This window comes from Streptomyces sp. NPDC002742 (assembly GCF_042888885.1).
In the GTDB taxonomy this organism is placed as follows: domain Bacteria; phylum Actinomycetota; class Actinomycetes; order Streptomycetales; family Streptomycetaceae; genus Streptomyces.
In genome coordinates this window covers 37932-59965 of record NZ_JBIAQF010000043.1, presented here as the reverse complement: position 1 = coordinate 59965, position 22034 = coordinate 37932, and the positions used below count along the sequence as shown (strand labels likewise).

Sequence of the window (22034 nt, the reverse complement as noted above, 5' to 3'; positions counted from 1 at the left end):
GAACTGCAGACACTCCTCGCCACCTGGACCGGCGCCTGCCCCACCTGCCACCAAGACATACCCACACCCATACGAACCTGACCAAGCCCTACTAGGAGAGCTCCGCCGAACGCCGCTCCCGCAGCGATCAAGCCGAGCAGGAACTCGCTGTTCACACGCCCTCCAACTCGTCACGAAGGCCCGGAAGCTACCACGGATGACCATGCTGATCATTTGGGTTTCGGGCCGATGCGCCTTACCTCAGTAATCAGGCGATGTCGAATGCGTGGTGAACCGGCGAACACTCTCGGTATCACGCTTCGGCACGGCGAGGTCGCCGAAGATCAAGTGTGGTCGAGGCGCCAGTTGTCCGACGGGGTAGAAGCCCGTGATGTGATAGCGGACCTGGTTGTGCCAGACGTCGAATCCCATGACCCAGGACTCGGCCAGGTCATCCACGACGATCAGTGCCGGGTGGGTGCCAGCGGTGGGCCGGTACAGGGGTATGGCCACTGGAACCGGGCATTCGCCGAACAAGGAGTCGGCATAGAAGGCCCTGGCTGTCACCATGTGTTCCACGAGCACACCGGTCGCGTGGTACTCGGCCAGCACCTGCTGGAGGAGACCGTCCAGCTCGATCACGATGGTGCGGTGGCGCCTTCCCGTCCGTCTGCGGGGTGGCTCCCAGGTCACTGGGTCACCGCCAGGTGCGAGGTGAGCGGGATGTCGTAGCGCATCCAAGAACGCATGGCAGCAGCGGTATGGGGCCTGCCGGAACCGAGAGCGCGGTATCCGTCAAAGATCCAGCTCGTCACCTCCAGGAAGGTGCCGCGGCCCGTGCTGATGTCCAGTTCCGTGTTGAGGAAGGCCGGCCGCTTGGCCACCGCGAAGCCCTGCCAGGCTCGGTCCCAGCGGAACAGCGTGCCGAACTCCGGGTCGTCCCACACCAGGAGGCGGTTGCGCGTGTGTGCGGCTCGGCAGTCGAGAATCCACAGGTCTGCGTGAGCCTCCCGACCTGCGACTTCAACTGGGGCAAGCGGATGGGCCTGGATCTCTGCCCGCTTACCGCAGCGCAGCAGACAGTCTGCTCTGCGGTTCCCGAGTGGGATCTCGGTGGCCACACCCCAGCCCTTGACTTCTTTGTGCCACGTGGACTCGGTCACAAGGCGCCCGCGTACCGGAGGAGCTCGGCGTCTTCGTCGTCCAGGCCAAGGGCCTGGGCTCCGACCTCGGCGATGTAGTCGGCGAGGTTGAAGATGCCGGGGATGCTGTCGATGCCGACGACGAGCCGGTCGTAGCGCTTGAACAGGGCGAGGATGCGGTTTCCGCGGGCCCTGTGTTCCTTGGCTCCTTGGGCGGATTCCTTGGCCGCACGGTCAAGCCGGTCTGCCTCCATGAAGTCGCGCTCGGCAAGAGGAGGGAGGACTTCCATGATGCGGTCGAGGTCTTCCAGCACTAGTTGCTGGGCCGACTTCTCCGTCAGCTCGCCGCCCTCGCCGATCAGGACCTTCGCCACGACCTTTTCGTCGTCGGATCCAGCACCGTGCGAGCCAGGAACCGCAGCGTCGCCAGGGCCTGATGCTCCGGTGCCGCAGCTCGGACCCATGACAGTGGTGCCGCCCTGTGTAGGTCCGGCCGGACCAGCGAGAGCGGCGATACGAAGCTCCTTGCAGACCTTGTTGAACGAGGTGGCGCACATCGATTTCACCGCGCGGTCGAACACCGGGCGATATTCCGCGGAGAGCACGTTGATCTTCGACCGGACGATGCCTTGCATCCGGGTGAGCTGCTCGGCTTCGCTCCCACCCTGACGGATGCACCGGAGAGCCTCCCGGTCCAGGACGTCGCGCACAGCGTTGGGGTAGCGGCCTGCAGCATTGGGGATAGACACTGGTTTCTACTTTCCGGAGAGGAGTCGGATCGTGCGGGGGCGCTTCTCCAAGACGCGGCCGGCCCAGAAGACGACCGAGTCACGGATGGATTCGACGGACTGCCACACGTCGGGGTCATCGACGTCTGCGAAATCGTCGGGACCCAGCAGGAGAATCTCCCTGCACTTGTGGGCCAGGCCGAAGTAGCGGATGGTCCAGTCGGCACGCGGATCGCGTTCGTCGTCGCCGATCAGCTCGTTGACCAGGTCTTCGTCCGGATCCGGCACGGGGCGCATCTGCTCACGCACGTACCGGGCGACCTCCTGGTCCTGGAGAACCTCACGCACGGTCGGCTCCCGCAGGATGGACAGGACGGCTTCCGGGGTCTTGGTCAGTTCCGCGACTACGGCCTCCCGCACCCCTACACGGCCGAGCTGAGCGACGATCTCGCCAGGCGTCTCCATGCCGAAGGTCGCTCCGTCCGCCAGGCCCAGAGCCCGGCAGTAGTCCCCGGCGTCCAGCACGACCGGCCATCCCGCCCGCTCGGCGCCAGCGAGCCGCCCGAGCAACAGCCCAACACGACGCGCGCGCTCGGCCGGGTCGGTTACGCAGGCTGTGACCACGCACTTCCACGGCACGTGGACGGACGACGTGACGAGCCGTTCGCGAAGTTCCGCGCCCGCCAACGCCGTGACGCGCTGGTATCGCTCAAGAGTGTCGGCCGCATAGCCGAGTTGGTGTGCCAGCGGTTCCAGGGCGCTGCTCACCGCCAGGCTGGACTGCTCGGCGATCTCGGCGCACACGTCGCCGAGTCCGAAGCGCGCCGCAAGCTGCACCCGCGTCGCCTGGACGTCCTGCTCCGCGAACCATCTCGCGCGTTTGAGCTGCTCATCGGTGTAGCCGGGATCTGCGCTACCGCCCGGCTCGATCCACACGTTCTCCATGGCCGAGGACGGTAGAAGCCCGAGCCATCCGAAACGTCCGCGAGCCACTCGAACAGCCGCTCAAAAAACAGGTCGACGGCCAAGATCTCAAAAATGTGCCCTAAGGCCGATCACCCCCGAAGTCCGGTTTGACCCGGCCCAGTCGACGGCCTGAATCTGCCCCGCGTGACAATCCGATCGTCAGGAGAGGCAATGCTGGGCGCAGAGGAGCGGCAGGAGTTGAGCGCGGGGTACCCGTCGTTCGTCAATGGAATCCCGGAGAGTGACTGGCCCCATCTCCGGCTCGGCGAGGAAGACCAGCGGCTGATCCAGGGCAAGCGGGGCGAGCACAACCGGCTCGGCCTGGCCGTGCAGCTGACGGTCGTGCGATTCCTGGGCCGTTTCCAGACCGACGTGGAGATGATCCCCGAGGACCTGGTACTTCGCGTGGGCGAGCAGCTCGGCATCTCCGACCCGCTCGCCAAGATCAGCCTGTACGGAGAGAACAGCGACACGGTTCGAAACCATGTCAGGGAGATCAGGCGGGAACACGACTGGACTTCCTTTGTGGAGGGCGAGGCCAGGCTCGTGGCCTGGTTGGAAGACCGGCTGAAGTACTCCACGGACGGCCCGAAGGCGATGACGCTCCAGGCTCTGGCCTGGCTCCGCGGGCAGCGTGTGCTGCTTCCCAGATACTCGACGCTGCGTGACCTGGTGACGCTCTGCCGGGGTAGAGCCGAAGACGCAGTATCGAAGGCACTCGTCTCCAAAATGAACGGTCAACAGGTCCGCATCATCGACTGGTTGATGGAGGTGCCCGCCGGCGAGCGCACCAGCCGTCTGGACGGCCTGCGTCGCGGTGTCGGCGTGCCCTCGTGGGAGAACTTCGTGAAGGCGCTGTCACGCGCGGACGAGATCCGCGCTCTCGGGTTCCTTGATGTGGATGTCTCGTCCATCCCCGACCGCAAGTTGGCGCAGCTCGCCGATCATGCCTTGACCGAGCGGGTACCGCGCCTGAAAGAGCAGACCGGCAAGCGGGCTGCGGTACTTGCGGCCATCAAGCGCCTGGAGACGAGCGCCCTGGACGATGCCATCGACATGCTCGACAAGATGATCAGCGAGCGCTTCATCGCCAAACCCAAGAGGTGGGCCGACAAGGCGCTCGTCGACGCCTACCCGAAGTTCGCCCCTGACGGCACCCTGACCGCACAGGCACTGCTCGCCGTCCTGGAATCCGTGGCCGAAAGCGTCGACCACGACAGCGGTGAGATCACCGACCCAGTCACCGACACCGACTCCACGCGCGCCGCACTGGAGACGGTCGCCGACCGGGACACTCTCCTCCGGGCCGCCAAGAACCTCCTGGAGTACATGCCGGCCCGGGACTCCGACACCCATGAGGCCCGTCGCGCCAAGGCACTGGAACGGTTCCGAGACGTACGGACGCTCGTACCCGTCCTTGTCGACAGGGTTCGCTTCGGCGCAAGTCCCGCGGGCCAGGCCGCACTGACCGCGCTCCACGCTTTGCCGCCTCTCCTGGATCGCGAGGACGTACGGCTCGATGACATCGACACCACGTTGTTGAACGGCTCCTGGAAACGTCTCGTGGAAGGTGAACCGGAACAGTCCGACGGCGCGGTGAACCTGTCGGCATACGCCCTGTGCGTGGTGGAGACCTTCCACCGGCATCTGTGCAACCGAGCGATCTTCGTTCAGGGCTGTTCCCGCTGGGGAGACCTGCTCGCGCGACTCCTGTCAGGCGAGGCCTGGGCACAGGCCCGGCCCAGCTTGCTCACCAGCTTGGATCTACCCGAAGACCCCAGCGCCTACCTCGACCGCGCTGGCACAAGCCTGCACGCCGACCTCGCCAGAATCGCCTCCCGCATGCCCGAGGGCGCTCAAGTCACGCTCGGAAACGTCGACTTGGCCTTGCCGAAGGGGCGACCACCACGTACATCGAGCCTAAGTCGGCAAGTAGAGAAGATGCTCCCCAAGGTAGAGCTGCCCCAAGTGGTGCTGGACGTGCTGAGCCGGACCGGCGGGATCGCCGCGTTCACCACCCGCAACGGCAACCCTTCCCCCTACCCGGAATTCGAGCTGTCCGTAGCCGCCGTGATGGTCGGATACGGCTGCAACATCGGCCTCGAAGCCGTCGCGAACGACGAAAAGGACGCCCTCAAACTCGACCGCCTCACCAGCATCAGCCGCGAATACTTCCGCCCCGATGTGATCGAGGCATGCACCACCCTCATGCTCGGCGCGGAGACCGACGCCCTCACCACCCTGCAGTTGAACGGTGAGCGCCTCGCCTCCGTGGACGGCCACCGCTTCGTCATCCCCACACCACAACCCGGCCTGCTCATCGCACCCGAAGGCAATTCCGAGGTCACCTGGCTGACCATGCTGACCGAGCAAGCCGTCCAGATGTCCGGGCGCATGGTCAGCGGCCGACCCAGCGCCGCGCTGGAAGCACTCAACACCCTTACGACGTACCGAGACCAGACCAACGTCCCAGAAGACAGCCGACACCCCGAAGCCATCGTCGCCGAGGCCGGAACGCACGAGGAGCTCGTCTTCGGCCTTCTGACCCTCTCCGGCTACTCCTACCAGCCCGCCCCGCACCAAATCAACGATGCCAGGCTATGGCGCATCGATAGGTCAGCGGACTACGGACCTCTCCAGGGCGCAACACGTCGGCAGATCGACCTTTCACAGATCGCCGCACACTGGGAAGACATCCTGCGGGTGATCGGCTCGATCCACCACGGTGCCGTCAGCGCACACGATGCGCTTCGGATCCTGACCCGCAACGGCCAGCCCACCAACCTCGGATCAGCGATCGTCTCCTTCGGACGCATCGCCAAAACACGCCACCTGCTCCGCCTCTACGACAACCCCGAGTACCGGAACGGGATCGAAGCACAGAGCAGGCTACACAAGGAACGCGCCGACCTTGCCAGGCGTATCTGCCACGGCATCGACGGCCCCTTCCCCAACTACTACCCCGGTCTGGAAAACCGGCTCGGCGTTCTCGGCCTCGTCCTCAACACCGTGGCCCTCTTCAACACGGTCTGCATCCAGAAGATCGTCGAGAAAATGCGCGCCCAGGGCCAGGTCATCTCCCACAGCGACCTCCGCCAGCTCTCTCGGATGATGTACGGCCACATCAACATGCGCGGCCGATTCCACTTCGAGCCGCCTACCGACACGCTGTTCGAGATCCCCGACGTCGAACCGGATCCCACCTGAAGACCGCAGGCTCCACCGGTGGGGCCGCCCCTGAGAGCCACTGAGCGGCGAGCGCCTCCACCTCACGCCGAAGCCGGTACCCCGAATGGGTACCGGCTTCGCCCTTGCCCACTGCTGTCCACCTTCACCAGCCGCGGAGGGGGCTTCCCCGTGCCCCGGCGCCGCGTCAACTTCAATGGGGGCAGGAGCAAGAGGAACTTCCATTCCCGGTCCAGCCTGGTCGACCAAACCTCTGACCAGGCAAAACACTCCTTAACCCACATTTTTGAGATCTTGGTCGCCGAAGGGAACCCCCGTTCCTGTGACCGAGCACTCGAAATGGCGGATCGGAGCACTCTTGTAGGCGGCGAACTGGTGCGTGCCCCGACGAGTACAGCGGCGCGGTCACCACGGCTGTGGCGGAGCGCGGGAAAAGCTGTCTCGTCGCGGGGTGCGGTGGGGCGACACTGTGCGGGTGAAGCTGCTTGATCTGGGCGTTGAGCCCGAAGAGGTGATCGCACATCCCCGGCACCAGGCCGCACAGGTGGACCTGGTGCCGTTGGTCGAGCGCGTACGGGCCTGCCGCACCGCGCAGGACGGCTACGAACTTCAACAGGACCTGCTTCGGCACATCCTCGATGTGGAGAAGGACCGCAACGCCTTCAGCCAGGCGGTCAAGCGCATGCGCGCTGGCAAGAAGCCACAAGCCGGTGCGCCCGAACCGCATTCGGGGCGGGACCTGGTCGACATCGAGACGTGGGCCCTGGAGCGCGACTTGTGCGAGCGCCTGGGACGGCAGTTCCGCTCGATCGGGGACGCGTTGGCCTGGCGGGCCTTCAACCACGACCGCCGGTACATCCTGGCCCTGTGCCGAAACGAGTCGCCCGGACTGATGGCGGGCAAGGCTGGCCTGAAGGCGGAGTTGGAGACCGTGGAAAGTCACTGGCGCGACGACGGCCGGTTCGCGCTCATGCACGATCTGACCAACTGCCTTCGGATCGGCGACATCAGCGTCTGGCAGGACGACGGACCGCACACCTACGAGATCAAGACCAATGCCAGGTACCGCAATCGCCTCCAGGAGCAGCGGATCGCGACCGCGTACGAGGCCATTCGCACCGGGTCCGCGTTGCCCGGGGACAACCCCGACGAGCGGCTCCACGACATCGACACCCCACTGCGGACGCACCTGGAGCTGTTGCAGACCGCGACCCAGCGCGCCGCCAAGGACGGGATCTTCTCCGCCAAGGTGCCAGGCAGTCGTGCCCTGATCGCCGTCGACCTGTACGGCGTGATCGGCCAGGGCTGGACGCCACAGGAGTTCAGGCAACGATGGGCCCGCCAATGGAACGCCGTACGGCGCCGCGCACGCATCGGGGACCAACTCGACTTGAACATGACCGTCACGACTCTGGACACAGTGTCGCGCGACCCCAAGCGCGTCCCGTGGGGCGTCTACCCCGTGCACCCGGTTGCCGCAGCGCGTCTGATCGGTGACGTCATGACCTTCATCGTGGAGACCTCCGGTCCGTCCCTTGCCGCAGACCTGACCGCCCAGGGGATACCGGCGCAGTGGGTGCTCCCACCGGGAACCGAGGAGCTGGTGGGCGGCGAGGTCGTCATGGAAATGCGCAGCCGGGCCGAATGGCGCACTCCCAACGGACTCACTGCCGAGCTGTCCCGGACACTGCAGCTAAGGCGCTCGGAAATGGACCGCTACCTGATCGAACTGCTGGACCAGGACTGCTGGGCAGCAGGAATCCGGCACCTGTTGCTGTCCCCGAACACCTCCGACCGGCCGTGGCCTGTCTTCCGCGACGAGGGACACACCTGGCTGTGACGACTCACGGGCGTGGTCTGCTGGAGCTGTAGGGATGTTCCGGGTTCACCTCCCCAAGGCCGGGGAGAAATGTGGCAGCGCGCTGGGCACCATGATGGTCGGCCGAGGGAACCGGTTTATGGACCAGGAGCTCGTCCCGGCGCTCGAACCCGGACAGGGGTACGGATAGCAGCAGCGCTCCCGCCGCTGGCGCCGAAGCCTGACCATCGGGTCGGCGTAGAGAGACGCGAGCAGGCCCCCGGCAGTACGTCCCGGGGGCCTGCTGACGGTGGTTGCTCTTCGGTTACTGATGATCTTTGCGTGATGTCGCGCCATGATTGACGATCGCCGCAGTTCAAGCGGCCACCGTCTGCGACATCACGCATGGAATCTCAGTGGCTGGCCGTGCCGCTGTCGTCGGGCTCGGACCCGTCCGCCGTGCGACGGCGGACGACGACCAGGGTGATGACGCCGCCAGCAACGAGGAGGCCGACGCCCACGGCAATCCATGGTGTGACGCCGGCGCCGGTATGGGCGAGGGAGCCCGCCGGTACCTTTGGCGTGGAATCGCCGACCGGGGTCGCGGCGGCGGTGGACGAGAAGTCGGCATCCGGTGTGCCGGTGCCCGGCGAGGCGGGTTTGGCCCTGCCAGCCCCGCTGCTCGGCTTGTCCGCAGAGGCGGACGGGGTTCCGGTGGGCTTGTGCGTCGGCTTGTCCGAGGGGTCGGGCTTCGGGTCGGTCGCGGTCTTGGCGTTGATGACGGTCACGGTCACCGGGGCGCCGGGGCCCGCGCTGAACGTCTTGGACGGCTTGTAAAGGTCGTAGCCAGCGGGGGCCTTGATCTCCTTGACCCAGAACTGCGCCTTCCGGCTCGACACAGGCAGTTCTCCGGAGGCCGTGCCCTTGGCGCTGGTGGTCAGGGTGAGCAGCGTCGAGTCGCCGGTACCGATGTTCACAGTCGCGCCAGGCAGGAGCTTGCCGGTCCTATCGTCCTTGACCTGCAGGAGGACCTTAGCGGCCTTGAACGGGTCGGTGATTGTCAGCCGTGTGGTCCCGCCCGGGGTGACGATGACATCCTGGTCGGCGACGACCTCGTGGAACGGGCTGCCGGAGGCCGTCTCCTTGAGCCGGTAGACGCCTGGCGCGAGGTCGGGGAAGGCCAGCTTGCCCTGCGCGTCGGTCTTACCTCGTCCGGCCTCCTGGCCTGCGGAGTCGAGCAGCAGGAACCCGGCGCCGGGGAGCACGTCCCCGGCCGGGTCCTTCGCGGTGATCGCGACGCTGCCCGCGTCTGGGACCGGTGTTTCTGCGGGAGCGACGGAGGCCGAAGGCGCCGGCTCGGACGGCTGCGCCGTCGCGGCCGACGCCCAGGTGAGGGTGCTGGTTACCGCGGCGGCGACGGCAGCGGATCGAACGGTGCGGCGGACGAAACGGAGATGCACGAGAAGAGGGGCTCCTTGATCAAGGGGCGGGGAAGGTCATCAGGTCCGGCCAGAGACCGGGGCAGGAGGCTGCGGGGCCGCAGGTGTGTTGCCGGGTGACTGCTTGGCTGTCGTGGTTGTGACATAGATGGCGCGGCGGGTGTGGACGGGAATGTCCTGGACGGCTCGGTGGAGATCAGTGAGGCGGTGCCTCACGGTCTGAGCCGGGTCGAGGTTCTCCAAGGGGTGGGTCATCAGGGGCAGGGCTCCTGCGGGAAAGCGCGGAACACCGGGGCTGGCGGGTGTGGGCGCGGCTCAGCGTGCGCGTGCGCTGCTACGGGTGACTGGCACGGCGGGAGACGTGTGCGGGGTCCGGCCCGCCATGCGGCTCGACGCGGACGCGGTCCAGGCGCCGGGGAACCAGACGGCGGTGTACTGCTCGATGGCATCACGCAGCCCGGTGGTGACGGCGCCGTCCCACGGTGGCCGGCCGGGACGGTGGTACTTCCCGAACGTGCCGTACCCGCTGGTGTTGGGGTTGGTGTTGTGGGCTTCGTCGCGGCGGTGGAAGGTGCCGTGGTCCACGAAGCTGAGGGCCACAACGTCGATCTCCCCGCGGTCCGAGTGGACGACGGCCAGGCGTAATCCGCCGTAGGTGTCCGCGTAGACGGTGCCGCTGAAGTCGATCCGCAGCCGCAGGGGCGTGCCCGGAACCGGGGCAGCGTAGTAGGTGTTGCCCACGACGGCGCTGTCGTGGAAGGGGAGGCACAGTTCGGCGAAGAACTCGGGTGCCTGCAGGGACAAGGAGTCTCCGGTCGGGATCGGGGCCGGTGCTATCGGCGGGGGCTGGGCAGGGTCGGTCGGCTGGTGGTGCTCCAGCGCGGGACGCTGGCCGCGGAGAGCATGGCCGGGCGGCGTGATGCGGCGGCCCTCTGCACATCGAGCGGGGTGGGAGCCTGCGGCCCAGGCGGAAGGATCGGGGTGAGCTGGGCCATGTCCTTGATGTAGCTGAAGGTGTCCTGACGCCACCGGGGCAGCGGGGCCGGATCGGCGACCGACTGGGTGACGGCGGTGAGCAGGGCGACGGGGGTGTCGGTGCTGGCCGTGGCGTACCAGACGGGCCGGTCGATGGACTTGCCCGCCCACAGTTGCCAGCGGGCGTCGCGCGTGGTCAGTTCGGCTTCCGGGTCGAGGTCGCCGGTGCTGAACTCCAGGCCGGCGAGGCCGTCCGGTGCCTGGACCGCGAAGACGCCCCAGCGCGGACGGTCGATTTCCCAGCCCTGTTTCAGGAGCGGGACGATGGCGAGGAAGGGGTCGTGCTCGTCGATCCCGGAGACCGGCCTGGCGAGGTAGGCGTCCGGCCCCTGCTCGTAGGCCGTGGCGAGAACGGTGGTGAAGGCGGCCACGAACTCGGTGGGGACGCGGTCGTTGAAACAGACGCCCCAGGTGGGCGGCCCGAACGGATCGCGGTAGGCGTTGATGCGCCAGAGCCCATCGTCCTCGCCCTCGGGGAGGTAGCCCAGGCGAACCTTGCGGTCGGGAGCGTTGAGGTAGGCGTTGCCGAGATTGTCGTGCTGGAGGTCCCAGGCGAGGTCGAGGAGTGGGGCGAGGGCTGGGTCGCCGATTCCGGTGGTGGAGGCGAGGTGGCGCGGAGAGACGAAGACGTCTCCGTCAATCGTGCGCAGGTCGTCGTGAGAGGTCACAGGTTCCCGAGTGGTGATGGCGGACGGGTCAGGCAGCAGGCGGCAGCAGGGCTTCTTGGAGGGCATCGCTGGAGCCGGTGTAGTGCAGCGTCCGCAGGCCCAAGCGGGCAGCGGCCTGGCAGTTGTCGGCACGGTCGTCCACGAACAGAACGCGTCGTGGATCGCGGACCCCGGTGACCTGCAGCGCGTAGTGGTAGGCGGCCGGGTCTGGCTTGCACACTTCAAGTCGGGCTGAGTACAGCGCTTGGGTCATCATGCGGCGCCACTCGTGGGTGTCGAGCACGGTACTGAGGTGGGCCGGTGCGTTGGACAACAGCACCATCGGCAGTCGGGTTCCGTGAGCGCGGCGTAGGACGGCCAGGACGCTCTTGTCAGTCTCGGTCCACATGGCTGTGTCCGCGGCGAGGAGTTCGCGCAGCAGGCGGGAGCCGGGGTGGGCGCCGAGGACGCGGGCCCAGTACGCCAGGTCGCTGAGCTGTCCGGCGTCGTAGAGGTCGCGGGCGTTCCAGAAGGCGCGCCGGAAGCCTGCGAGATCGTCTTCGGGCCAGGAGGCAGTGCGGGCCAGTCGAAGCCAGTGGGCGCGGGTGGGCTGCAGTCCGATGACGCCGTTGTAGTCGAGGATGACGGCATCGGGGCTGGTGGGGCGGCGGGTCAAGGGGTGGTGTTCTCCAGGGCGCGAGGGGTGAGGGCGGCGAGGGCGGCTGCGAGGAGGACGGGCAGCAGCAGTGCCGTGGGCAGGGTGGTGGCGCTGGCGAGGGCGCCGATGACGGCTGGGCCGGCGAGCAGGCCGAGGTAGCCGGTGACGGAAACCGTGGCGACGGCCCTCGGGCCGTGTCTCCCGGCGGCGGTGATCAGGGAAGGGACGGCGCCGGACAGGCCGAGCCCGAAGACCGCCCAGCCGGCCAGCGCTGCCGGCACGTTGTCGGCCAGGACGCCGGTGGTCAGTCCGGCGGCGGCGAGCACCGCGCCGGTACGGATTACGGCAGGGGCACCGAGGCGGGTGGTGAGCCGGTCACCGGTCAGCCGGCCGATCGCCATGCCTGCGCTGTAGAGGGCGAACGCGCTGGCGGCGACAGCCGAGCTGGCGTGCAGGGCATGTACGTGCACGGCGGCCCAGTCGGCTGCCGCACCCTCCCCCAGCAGGCTCGCAGCCGCCAGCGCACCGAGCAGCCACACTCTCCCCGCCGCCCGGCCCCGGCCGGCCCCCTGGGGGCCGGAGGTCGCGGGTTGGTCGACGCCGCTCAGGGCGAGGGTGCGCGGCCCGGCCACGAGCACGCTCGCCGTCAGCGCGACGCCGACCGCAAGGAACAGAGTGCTGTGGGCTTTGCTCGCAGTGGCGGCGGCCAGGGCGGCGCCGCCCAGCGCGCCGATCGAGTACGCGGCGTGCAGGGAGGACATGACTGGTCGGCCATAAGCGTTCTGGCAGCGGACCGCTGCAGTGTTGGCGGCGACATCCAGCACACCGTGCGCGGCGCCGAAGGCCAGCGCCGCCGCGAGCAGCGAAGCCAGCGTCCGGCACTGCCCCAGTAGGGCGAGGGCTGCCGCCAGTGCGACAGCTCCGACGATCAGGAGCAAAGGGAGTCGCTCGGGGCGGGCGAGTCGGCCGCCGGCCTGCAGTCCGGCGACCATGCCGAGGGCGGCGGCGAGCAGGACGAGAGACAGGCTGCCGGTTGTGAGGTGGGCGGCGTGCTGGACGGCCGGCATCCGGGCGCCCCAGACAGCCATCATCACGCCCAGGCCGAGGAAATAACCCGTCAGCAGGGCACGGCTGCGGCGGACGGAAACATCGGGGCTCATGCGAGGAGCCCAGCCGCAACAGGCTCGTCGGCCGTACCGGGTGCGACGTCGATCTGGATGCGGCGGACAGCCTGCTCGGCGCGCGCCTGGGCAAGTGCTGCCGTAGGCGCGGTGGTGATCAGGTAGCCGATCCGCGCGGTCCACATGTTGCCGCCGTCAGCTGGGAGAAGCAGTTGGTCGCCGACCTGGTGCTGGAAGTGCACGCGCTCCAGCCAGCCCGGGTTGACGCCGTCGGACTCGAGGCGGTGCAGGGTGCCGGAGGTATCCGGGTACATCAGCTGGATCGCGGCGGCGGAGGACCGGGTCGGGGTGAGGTCGGGGGCACGGTCGCAGGCGATGTCGGCGGCGGCGCGCGGCAGGTCGATGCCCGTGGCGAGCTGGACGAGGTGGCCGATCATGTCGCCGGCGATCCGGCCGTTGACCTCGACGAGCCGCGGTCGGCCGTCGACCAGCCGCATTTCGACATGGCAGATTCCGTTGGTGATCCCTACGGCGCGGATCGCGGCCGATGCCACGGGGGTGACGACATCGAGCAGCGGGTCGGCGGCGTCCACGCAGTGGGCCAGTTCCTCGAAGTACGGCGGAGCGCTGACCGTCTTGCGGGTGACCGCGACCACGGTGGTCTCGCCGCGGTAGGTGACGCACTCGACCGACACCTCGGGTCCGTCGAGATACTCCTCCACCAGCACGCTGGTGGACTCCCGCCCGAGCCCGGCCGCCTGGTCGGCGAACCTGAAGGCAGTGGCGAGCTGTTCGGGGGTGTTGGCGCGGATCACGCCGATACTGGCCGCGTGCGCGGCGGGCTTCAGCACGACCGGGTAACCGATCTGCCGGGCCGCTGCCCCGGCCTCGGCCAGGTTGCGCACGCTCACCGAGGCAGCCGACGGCACCCCGTGCCGTGCGAACAACACCCGGGACGTGGCCTTGTTGCGGCATGCCTGCATGGCTTCCGGGGCGTTGGCGGGCAGACCGAGCTGGCGGGCAAGGCGGGCGACCGGGACGAGGTACCACTCGGTCCAGGTGAACACCCCGGCCAGGTCGTAGCGGTCGGCCAGAGTCCGGCCGGCGGCGGACAGCGCCGCCTGATCGGTCGGGTCGGACACGACCACGCAGTCCCGCAGGTAGGGCACCTCCCACGAGGACTCTTCGCTGGTAATCAGGACAACGTCATACGCGGCGGCCACGGACTGAAGGCAATACCTGCGGTATGCCTCGGCCTCCATGTCAGCTGCGGCGACGACCAGAACGACAGGACGGTCGGACAAGAGGAATCTCCTCGGGATGGGTGGGGGTGCGGGGGTTGTGTCGGCGGCGTCCCCGGTGGTGGAGGGCCACTGCGGGCGCTCGGCGAGCAGTCGACGCGTGGTCTGCGGCTCGGTGGGACCTCGCTGTCGAACGGGGCGATCGGTGGCCGGGAGCGGGGACCGTCAGGCGGCGCGAGATACCGGTCGCCAGGCTGCGGGCGGCCATGCGTTCCAGGGCGCGGTAAACGTGCGGGTTGTGTACGTCTACGGCGTGGAAGCACTCGGTGGTGGTGCGACCGCTCTCCCGGCTCGCCCCGGGGCAGGCAAGGGGCCTGGAGTGATCCACAGGCTGGGGTGCTGGACGGGTCACGTGCGCAGGGCGGGGTCGGTGCGCAGGCGGGTGAAGGCGAGGAGCAGGCCGAGGGCTTGCAGGACGGCGCAGGCAGTGATGACATGGCCCATCGCGTCGGGCGGGGTCAGCGCGGTCAGTACACCGGCGACGGGGAAGGGCAGCAGGAGGATGAGGATGGTCGCCGACAGGGTGCTGCCGAACTTCTCCGGCGGGATCAGGCGGGAGCGCAGCGTGCGCAACACGACCGTCATGCCGCCGTCTGCCGCCATGAGGACCGCGACGAGGACCAGGTAGGACAGGTAGTCCGGTGCCTGGGCGACAGCGAGACAGGCGAGCGAGGCGAGGGCCGCGCAGGCGGCGCCGACCGGCCACAGGCCCAGGCGGTCGATCGCGAACCGGCAGAGGGTGACGCTGAGGAGCGTCGCACCGGCGGCTGCGGACCAGACCAGGCCGACGGCGGTGGTGGACTGCCCGAAGTGCTGGACGACGATCACGGGGCCGGCTGCTTGAAGGAGTCCGGTGGCCAGGTTGGACAGGGCCAACCCGGTCACGAGCCAGCCGAGCGCAGGCAGAGTGCGGATGGTGCGCCACCCAGCACCGACCTGCGCGTTCGGCGTGTGGGCCGGGGCGACGGGCGAGGGTGGTGTGCGCAGTGCGAGCACCGCGGCGAGAAGCGAGAGCACGGTGATCACCGCGAGCATCGGCGGCGGGCCGGCGAGCAGGAGCACTCCGGCGAGCGCCGGTCCGGCAAGGATCGCAGTCTGGTCGATGCCGAGCAGGACGGCCTGGACGCGGTGAGCCCGCCCTCCTGCTCGGCGGCCGGCGGCGGCGCCCGCGGTCTCGGCCGCGATGTAGCTGAATTGGGTGAGCACGCCGGTGGTCGCCGCGAGCGTCATCACGGTCGTGATCGCTACGGTGCCGGACGGGTGGAGGTGGAGAAGGATCGCGCCGACGGCGAGGGCCAGCGCGCGTCCCAGGGATGCAAGGTGGAAGACGTGCACTGCCCCGCGCCGGTCGACGATCGTGCCGGCCCATCCGAACGCTGCCAGACGGGGCACCCATTCCATGGCGAACGCCGCGCCTGTCAGCGCTGCGGAGCGTGTGGTGGCCAGGACCAGAAGCGGGATGCCGTAGGTGGACATGGCGAACGCGAGGGCGTCCGCCGCGCGCGGCAGGTAGATGCTGCGCAGCAGCTCGCCGGTGTGGCGTGCGTGCCGGCGTGTGACCGCCGTGCTCACGCGACCGGCTCGGGCTCAGGCACCACAGTGACCTGCGGGTTGCCGGTCAGCCACTGGATCAGGAGAGCGCGGGGACGGGCAAGGTCCGCCTCGGCCTCGGTGCTGGGCAGGTGGTCCGCAGCGTTCGGACGGGGGACGCCGTCGGCGTGCTCGGTAGCGAGCGAAGGCGCTAGGAGGTCGAGGGCGTGTCGGATGCGGCTGCTGAACTCGCAGACCTGTGCCGGGTAGCCGTGGCGTCGGGCCCAGCGAGCAGCCGCGTCGTACAGGTCGGCCAACTCCGTGCCGGACTCGCTGAGTTCCAGACCGGCGCCGGGCACGGTGCGGACGAGACCGTGTGCGTGGGCTTCTTCGATGGCGCGGCGCAGTTGGTGCGAGGAGAGGTCCGGGAGGATAGCGGCCAGCCGTCGCGGCGGTATCGCCCCGTTGTCGTCGATCTCGGTGACCAAGCGGATAAGGGAGTGCGAGGCCAGCAGCTCGACAGCGTTGCGTACTTCGGCAGGGGTGGAGAGGGTGGTCATCGGTGCGGGCCTCCTGCCTGAAGTGCCGCCTTCGGGCGGGCGGTCGTGGCGTGGGAGAAGAGGTCGCGGTTGTGCCACGCCTGAGAGGACTCACCCGTCCGTGCCTGCGGGAGCGGCGCGGGAGTCGGCCGGGACTCGTTGCTGACCCACGGCCTCGGCGTCGGCTTCGCCTGCGGGTGCCCCCAGAGCGGATGTTCGGCCGCCCGGTTGAGGGGCTGCCCGGCGGACCACGCGGACAGGGCACCGAGAATCGGGGCCAGGCCGTCGCCCGCCGCGGACAGCCGGTAGGGCTGGCCGATGCCCTCGGTGTCTACCAGGCCGTCGGCGACGAGCTGCCGCAGCGGCGGGTAGATGTTGGTCCAGTCGCTGCTGGGCATCACGATCCGGGCAAGGGCCCGCCCGCTGACCTCCTCGCGGGACTTGAGCACCCACAAGATGGCGGCGGCATGGCGCCGGGTGAGCAGGGTCAGGCTGTCCTCGATCTGCTCGATCGCCGGCAGCGGATGCTCCGCGGTCTCCAGATGCGCCTCGGCCCAGGTGACGATCACCGGCAGGACCGGCAGCAGGGCCACGCCACGCTCGGTGTGGCCGTAGGTCACATGCCGTGCGGTGTGTTCGGTGCGCTCGACGAGACCGGCGTCGCACAGCGACTGCAGCTTGGGGTGGAGCTGGCCGTTCTGCAGCCAGGACACCTTGTCCGCCAACTCGGTGTAGCGCAGCGGCGGCCCGGAGAGCGCCAACAGGATCCGCACGTTCCAGCGCGGGGTGATCATGGCGAGGGCCTCGGTGACCCGGGCGACATCGGCGTCAGTGTCAGGAGGCAGAGCGGTAATGGCCAAGGAAGGAACTCCTGGGTGCGTAAGGGAAATCGCCCGCGGATCAGCGGCTGTGGGCCGTGCTCTGGGACGGACAGTGCGGAGCCGGAACGGGCAGCGAGGGAGCCAGCGGGGACGGCGCCTGGGCCGGGATACGGGTGAGGCTCTGCAGGACGGCGGTGAGCGACTTGGCCTGTACGTCGCGTACGGCGACTGCTTCGGCGAGCCGACGGGCGCCGTCGAGGAGGTGGGAGACCTCGTGCCGGCCGATGTGCCGTTCGGGGTGGATGAGCCGGGCGAGGTGGTCGCGGTGGAAGTCGATGCTGCGCTCGGCGAGGACGAGATCGTCGTGCATGCCGAGTAGAGCGGAGAGCATGCCGGGCGGCTGGTCCTGCGCGTGGGCTTCGAGGTCGGCGAGCGGCGCGCCGTACAGGTCCTCGATCCGTCCGGCTGTCTCGGTAGACGTGAGGAGAGTCAAGCGGGAGCTTTCAGGGTCGGCGGACCTGGGCTGCCCCGGCACGCTGGGGTGCCGGGGCGGCGGACGGGGACAGGGTTGCGGTGGCCCTGAGTTGCGTCGTGCGGACGGGTCTGGCCCGCTGGTCGGGCGCAGGCATGGTGCGCAGCAGCTCGCCGAGGGCTGCGCGGTAGCCGTCGCGGGCGTCCAGCGCCGCGTCCAGCCACTGCGCGTCGAAGCGGAGCTGGTTCGCCGACAGCTCGCCCATGTCACGGTCCGGATCCATGTCCGCGTGCACGCGGTCACGGACGCGGGCTACCTGCTCCTCGGTCAAAGCCAGGAAAGAACGGAGCTCCAGGGCACGGACGAGGGCGGGCAAGGCATCGTCGCCGACAGCCGCCTCGTACAGCTCGGGCACCGGGCTCCCAAAGACCTTCTGCAAGTCGCCGTCCATGCTGCTGGCCTTGTCCCGGCTCATCGGGCGGCCCTTCCCACCCGCGACGCCGGCGCGAGCGTACCCGCAGGCCGGTGGGGAGCGCTGGTCTGCACCGCAGGGCCAGTTCGCGGGCGAAGGCGGGCCAGCCGTTCGGCGGCGAGGTCCTTCTTACCCGGAGCGTCCGGGGCGAGGAGCCACCGCACCACCAGGGCCCGGCCGTCGCGGGCGGTGACGGCCGCGTTCACGCGGTGCGCGAGGCCCATCGTCGGGTCGTCGACCTCGCTGGGCTGGGTGTCCAGCGCGGCAAGGAGGTCGTCCTCCGCGCGGTCAAGCACCGACTGGGCCTCGACGAGGAGGCCGTGCCACCTGATGACATCCGTGGCGTCAGGGTTCGCCGTCGGCGCGGTGGCGACTGCGGCCTTCAACTGGGTTATGCCCATATCGAAGTGGGCTTCGATCCGTTCGGTGAGAACGCCCACGACATCCTCAGTGCCATCGGATGTGCCGTCGGACAAGGGGGAATCTCCTTTCGGGAAGGGCCGATGCTTCGGGACGCATACGAACGGGCGTCTGTGCCCGGCGGCTCATCGCTTACGGACACCTGCTATGTGCCTGTCAGCCCAGGCACATGCGGGAGTGTCGGTAGACGTACTTCGCCAAGACCCAGCCCCGTGGTCGCGGTAGAGCACGCCGAGCGCGGTGGACTTCGTGGTGGCCTTGGACCGGATGGTCACGGCCTTGGCGTGCACCTCGTACGGCAGCGGCGGCAGGGACGAGCAGCTGCCGGCCGAGGCGGCGGTCACAGTGGTGGCCGCGCTGGCGGCGGTGGCGAACAGTACCGGCAGAGCGAGCGCGCCGAGCATCGCCGTGGAGATGGCGATTCGGGTGGAGCGCATGCGGAAGAACCCTCCGTGAAGGCATGGGAGTTGCGTGGAATGGCGCTGCGGGAGTTGTCCCGGCGGCTGTATAAGAGTCCGGGGAATTGGCGGTTTGGCTAACCGGCGATCGTCGGCTATGTTCCGGCGCGCCAGTCGGCTCTGGTGGTTAGCGTGCGCGGCCGGGCGGGCGGGGAACAGGGGCCTTCGGCAGTGCGGCCAACTTGGCTGACGCGGCCGGGCGGACCGGCGGAAGGGGGCCGGCCTCGCCGGTGAGCCGGTCGTCGCACCATTGCAGGGCCTCCTCGGCCGTGGCGAAGCCGCCCTCGCGCAGGGTGTGGGTCCACGCTTTGGTGTCGATCTCCTCGATCACCACGCGGAACGGAGAGGGGGCTCGCTCATCCAGGGCGCGCAGGACCACGACGGTGACCATGTCGTCCGGGTCGTCTCGGGTGTAGGAGTAGCCCATGGCGTAGTGGTCGCCGTCGGCTGTGAGGCGTTGCTCCAGCGCCCGCGTCGCTTCGTCCGCCGGTGGTGAATCCAGCTCGGGGTTCAGTCCGATCGCGTCGGGCGGGCAGCCTCGATGGATCAGCCAGGACTGTGCCATCGCCGGCAGCGGCAGCGGGGCGTGCTCGAAGCTGAACGTCCTTCTCTCCCGGTCCCGTTGAAGGTGTACGGCGACCATGTGCGGCATCCCGGGGTGTCCCCAGGTGGCGGTGCGGTCGAGCAGGACGTAGTAGCTGTGCGCGCCGTTGGTTGTGTGGTGTTCGGCGAGGGGGACGAGCATGTCCTCGGAGACGGCGATCTGACGGTAGAAGTCAAGGCAGACCTGTTCGTCGGCGTCGAAGTCGTCCAGTCCGAAATCGACTTGGAGGATGGTCTGCCGGGTCGGCGCCGGTTCGGTGGGGGACAACAAGGACCTTTCGGGGAGATCAGCGCCGGGGTACGGGCGTGGACGCCCAAGCCCCGGGCCTAGCTGGCGACTTCGCTACCGGGGTCGTGGCGGGCTGTCGGCCGATGGCCGACAGCGCGGCACGTCCGGGGTCGGTCAGTGCGACGAGCTGGCCGGCGTGTACGGGGTGGCCGGTATCCCGGGCGACCAGGCCGGGCGCTTCCGGCTTCTGCAGGTCGGTGTGAGGGATGCGGGTGCCCGAGGCGGCGGTCACGGCGGGACGCTGTGCGTTCAACGGGTGTGACGGTGCGCGGGGTTCTGCGCGGGACGGGGCAGGCCCGGCAGCGTGGCGGGCGGCGGGACGGGCCGCGGTACACGACCGTGCGTGGTCAGCTGCGGGGAGCCGGAGCGTGCCGCGTGGGTGCGGGCGCTCAGCGGCCGGTGTGTCATCCCCAGGCGGCGCCCGACCTCGTCGTAGACGTCGTTGCCCGCACGCGGCCGGACCGCGACGACGTGAATCTCCCTCTGGTGCGCGGACTCGGCGGGCGCCGGACGGACGCCGTAGACGATGCGCCAGTCCTTGCGCGAGTCCACGAACAGCTTGCGATAGCCCTCCAGGTCACCGTCCAGACGGAGCCCGAAGCGCTGTGCGTTCACGACTTCCTGCAGGTAGGCGAGAGTGAGGTCGCGGATGTCGCTCGGTGCTTGGAGGAGATCGGTCAGGGCACGGGGGTCGAAGCTCAGGCCGAAGGCGGGCTCTGCCTGTCCCGCGTTCATGACGTCGGCTCGTCCGGCTCAGCGGGCCCGGTGGTCGCCGGCTCTGTGCGCACGGATGGCGGCGGACCGGGCAGGAGCCGGTGCGCGGGCCGATCGGGAGAGGTCATGCAGGCCGACAGCGGGCCGCCCGGTGCGCGGATCGCCGCCACGGCATGGGTGAGGAAGTCCCGGTGCCACACGAACAGGCCTGAGAGCCCGGCCTCAGGGTCCTTGTGCTGCTGGTAAGCGAGCCACAGAGCGTGCAGCCAGGCCACGACGTCGTCGTGCTCCTGCCACTGCAGGCACCAGGGGGCCGCGGTGGTGACCTCCGCCCCGTAGACCGGGAGGAAGAAGTCGTCGACCCAGTCCGACAGCGCGTCGAGTTCGTCCTCGCGCTCCTCTCCGTCCAGTTCCAGGATCGGGCGGGGCTCCGGCGGCGCGGTCGGAGACGGCCCGCCGCGCCCCGGCATTCCGAACGCGGCGAACGGCGATGCGCCCGGCATGGGTGCGGAGGCGAGATGGTCGAGGTGCTGGGCCTGCTGTGCTGACTGCTCCATGAGTCGTCGGACGCTCGCCTCGATTCCCTCCAGCTGCGGGTCCGGAATGCGAACCGGTTCCAACTCGGCGCCGTCCGCGGGTTCTTTGGATTCGGGCATAAAAGGTAGTGCCTCCTACGAGACGCGGAATGAGAGGAAAGCGGAAGCGGCGGCACACGGACCGGCCGGCCGGATACGCGCACGCTCCAGCGCAATACCGTCAAGGGCCCCAAGCGGGTGCCGATCACCGTAACGTCAGGCGCCGTCGCGGCTCAGACGGTGAGTGTCACGTCGTCCTGGGTGAGGGTTTCGCGGATCGTCTCCGCGAGCCGGTCGGCCGCGACCGACGCGTAGTGCGGTGTCTTCTCCACGCCGATGAAGTCCCTGCCTTCCAGCAGGGCGGCGACGCCCGTGGAGCCGGAGCCGGCACAGAAGTCGAGCACCGTGCCACCCTCGGGGCTGATCTTGACCAGCTCGCGCATCACCTCGACGGGCTTCTGCGTGATGTGCTGGCGCTTCGCCCCCGAGGGCTGCGAGGCACTGTAGAGGCCGGGCAGGTAGACGGGATTGCTGGAGCCGTCGATCGCCCCCTTCGACGCCCAAACGATGAACTCGCAGTTCTGGGTGAACCGGCCCTTCTGCGGCCTGGCCTGAGGCTTGTGCCAGGCCAGCACTCCGCGCCACAGCCACCCGGCCGCCTGGATCGCGTCGGTCGTGACGGGGAGCTGGCGCCAGTCGGTGAACAGCATCGCGGTGCCGCCACTACGGGTCAGGCGGTGGGCTTCGGTCATGATCTGCGTCAGCCAGAACCCGTAGCTGCGCTGGTCCATGTTCTCGCCGGTGAAGTCCGGCAGGGCGTGCTGGGCGTCGGCGGAGGTGTACTTCTGCTTCGCGGACCGGGTGGTGCGCTCTTTCGCGGTCCTCCCACCGGAGTTGTACGGCGGGTCGGTGATGACGGAGTCGACGCAGTCGTCCGGCAGGCCGGCGAGAACGCTGAGTGCGTCACCCTGGTGCAGGGAAAAAGGCAAAGAGGAAACCCCAATTCGAGTGTGGAAGCGTAGAGGGAAATACCCGTCTCGCACAGGAGCCCTCGGGCGCCGAAATTCGGGCGGGCCAAAACCCGGGGCCACGGACCGAGGAGGGCGAGGGGAGTCCAAAAACTGTAGAGGCGAATCCGCCG

23 protein-coding genes are annotated in these 22034 nt (G+C 68.9%); 2 read left to right on the top strand and 21 right to left on the bottom strand.

Going from position 1 to position 22034, the window contains the following annotated elements; translation table 11 throughout:
* Positions 1 to 240: 240 nt before the first annotated feature.
* From ACFYW8_RS41965 to ACFYW8_RS41950, 4 genes are all read right to left on the bottom strand, one after another.
* Positions 241 to 621, bottom strand: coding sequence for a hypothetical protein (locus ACFYW8_RS41965; protein ID WP_389092093.1), 381 nt, complete (start codon positions 619 to 621; stop codon positions 241 to 243).
* Positions 622 to 668: 47 nt separating this feature from the next.
* Positions 669 to 926 carry a hypothetical protein gene (locus ACFYW8_RS41960; RefSeq protein WP_389092089.1) on the bottom strand — a complete coding sequence of 86 codons (258 nt, stop codon included), beginning with the start codon at positions 924 to 926 and terminating at the stop codon, positions 669 to 671.
* A 212-nt stretch (positions 927 to 1138) separates the two neighbouring features.
* Positions 1139 to 1831 carry a hypothetical protein gene (locus ACFYW8_RS41955; protein WP_389092086.1) on the bottom strand — a complete coding sequence of 231 codons (693 nt, stop codon included), beginning with the start codon at positions 1829 to 1831 and terminating at the stop codon, positions 1139 to 1141.
* A 45-nt stretch (positions 1832 to 1876) separates the two neighbouring features.
* Entirely contained in the window at positions 1877 to 2794 is a 918-nt protein-coding gene (locus ACFYW8_RS41950) for a hypothetical protein (RefSeq protein WP_389092081.1), read from the bottom strand.
* A gap of 192 nt (positions 2795 to 2986) precedes the next feature.
* Between ACFYW8_RS41950 and ACFYW8_RS41945 the strand changes: the two genes are divergently transcribed.
* A complete protein-coding gene (locus ACFYW8_RS41945) occupies positions 2987 to 6022 on the top strand; it encodes a Tn3 family transposase (protein ID WP_389092078.1) in 3036 nt (1011 codons plus the stop codon).
* Positions 6023 to 6476: 454 nt separating this feature from the next.
* Complete coding sequence (locus tag ACFYW8_RS41940; RefSeq protein ID WP_389092073.1) at positions 6477 to 7841, top strand: hypothetical protein; 1365 nt, start codon at positions 6477 to 6479, stop codon at positions 7839 to 7841.
* Between the two features lie 371 nt (positions 7842 to 8212).
* On the opposite strand, the gene ACFYW8_RS41935 is transcribed toward ACFYW8_RS41940, so the two are convergent.
* The 17 genes from ACFYW8_RS41935 to ACFYW8_RS41855 form a co-directional block, all read right to left on the bottom strand.
* Positions 8213 to 9259 carry a SpaA isopeptide-forming pilin-related protein gene (locus tag ACFYW8_RS41935; protein WP_389092068.1) on the bottom strand — a complete coding sequence of 349 codons (1047 nt, stop codon included), beginning with the start codon at positions 9257 to 9259 and terminating at the stop codon, positions 8213 to 8215.
* Positions 9260 to 9553: 294 nt separating this feature from the next.
* On the bottom strand, positions 9554 to 10042 hold the full coding sequence (locus ACFYW8_RS41930) for a hypothetical protein (protein WP_389092064.1): 489 nt from the start codon (positions 10040 to 10042) through the stop codon (positions 9554 to 9556).
* 29 nt (positions 10043 to 10071) lie between these two features.
* Positions 10072 to 10941 carry a DUF317 domain-containing protein gene (locus ACFYW8_RS41925; RefSeq protein WP_389092061.1) on the bottom strand — a complete coding sequence of 290 codons (870 nt, stop codon included), beginning with the start codon at positions 10939 to 10941 and terminating at the stop codon, positions 10072 to 10074.
* 28 nt (positions 10942 to 10969) lie between these two features.
* Positions 10970 to 11596 carry an HAD family hydrolase gene (locus ACFYW8_RS41920; protein WP_389092058.1) on the bottom strand — a complete coding sequence of 209 codons (627 nt, stop codon included), beginning with the start codon at positions 11594 to 11596 and terminating at the stop codon, positions 10970 to 10972.
* The gene (locus ACFYW8_RS41915) at positions 11593 to 12738 is read right to left on the bottom strand and encodes an MFS transporter (protein WP_389092054.1); all 1146 of its coding nucleotides are present in this window, start codon (positions 12736 to 12738) and stop codon (positions 11593 to 11595) included. Before ACFYW8_RS41915 ends, ACFYW8_RS41920 begins: the two co-directional genes overlap by 4 nt.
* Complete coding sequence (locus tag ACFYW8_RS41910) at positions 12735 to 13961, bottom strand: ATP-grasp domain-containing protein (RefSeq protein ID WP_389092103.1); 1227 nt, start codon at positions 13959 to 13961, stop codon at positions 12735 to 12737. Before ACFYW8_RS41910 ends, ACFYW8_RS41915 begins: the two co-directional genes overlap by 4 nt.
* 387 nt (positions 13962 to 14348) lie before the next feature.
* The gene (locus tag ACFYW8_RS41905; protein ID WP_389092049.1) at positions 14349 to 15572 is read right to left on the bottom strand and encodes an MFS transporter; all 1224 of its coding nucleotides are present in this window, start codon (positions 15570 to 15572) and stop codon (positions 14349 to 14351) included.
* The gene (locus ACFYW8_RS41900; RefSeq protein WP_389092046.1) at positions 15569 to 16090 is read right to left on the bottom strand and encodes a regulator; all 522 of its coding nucleotides are present in this window, start codon (positions 16088 to 16090) and stop codon (positions 15569 to 15571) included. Before ACFYW8_RS41900 ends, ACFYW8_RS41905 begins: the two co-directional genes overlap by 4 nt.
* Positions 16087 to 16929, bottom strand: coding sequence for a winged helix-turn-helix transcriptional regulator (locus ACFYW8_RS41895; RefSeq protein ID WP_389092040.1), 843 nt, complete (start codon positions 16927 to 16929; stop codon positions 16087 to 16089). Before ACFYW8_RS41895 ends, ACFYW8_RS41900 begins: the two co-directional genes overlap by 4 nt.
* 40 nt (positions 16930 to 16969) lie before the next feature.
* On the bottom strand, positions 16970 to 17383 hold the full coding sequence (locus tag ACFYW8_RS41890; RefSeq protein WP_389092035.1) for a hypothetical protein: 414 nt from the start codon (positions 17381 to 17383) through the stop codon (positions 16970 to 16972).
* A gap of 10 nt (positions 17384 to 17393) precedes the next feature.
* Positions 17394 to 17837: a hypothetical protein gene (locus ACFYW8_RS41885; protein ID WP_389092031.1), complete on the bottom strand. Its 444-nt coding sequence runs from the start codon at positions 17835 to 17837 to the stop codon at positions 17394 to 17396.
* Positions 17834 to 18310: a hypothetical protein gene (locus ACFYW8_RS41880; protein WP_389092026.1), complete on the bottom strand. Its 477-nt coding sequence runs from the start codon at positions 18308 to 18310 to the stop codon at positions 17834 to 17836. The genes ACFYW8_RS41885 and ACFYW8_RS41880 overlap by 4 nt, the downstream gene beginning before the upstream one ends.
* A gap of 69 nt (positions 18311 to 18379) precedes the next feature.
* Positions 18380 to 18691, bottom strand: coding sequence for an SH3 domain-containing protein (locus tag ACFYW8_RS41875; protein ID WP_389092022.1), 312 nt, complete (start codon positions 18689 to 18691; stop codon positions 18380 to 18382).
* Positions 18692 to 18839: 148 nt separating this feature from the next.
* Positions 18840 to 19586, bottom strand: coding sequence for a hypothetical protein (locus ACFYW8_RS41870; protein WP_389092018.1), 747 nt, complete (start codon positions 19584 to 19586; stop codon positions 18840 to 18842).
* A gap of 267 nt (positions 19587 to 19853) precedes the next feature.
* Positions 19854 to 20339, bottom strand: a complete 486-nt coding sequence (locus ACFYW8_RS41865; RefSeq protein WP_389092015.1) for a hypothetical protein — start codon at positions 20337 to 20339, stop codon at positions 19854 to 19856.
* The gene (locus tag ACFYW8_RS41860) at positions 20336 to 20875 is read right to left on the bottom strand and encodes a DUF4913 domain-containing protein (RefSeq protein ID WP_389092098.1); all 540 of its coding nucleotides are present in this window, start codon (positions 20873 to 20875) and stop codon (positions 20336 to 20338) included. The genes ACFYW8_RS41865 and ACFYW8_RS41860 overlap by 4 nt, the downstream gene beginning before the upstream one ends.
* Positions 20876 to 21126: 251 nt before the next feature.
* On the bottom strand, positions 21127 to 21882 hold the full coding sequence (locus ACFYW8_RS41855; RefSeq protein ID WP_389092012.1) for a DNA-methyltransferase: 756 nt from the start codon (positions 21880 to 21882) through the stop codon (positions 21127 to 21129).
* Positions 21883 to 22034: the final 152 nt, after the last annotated feature.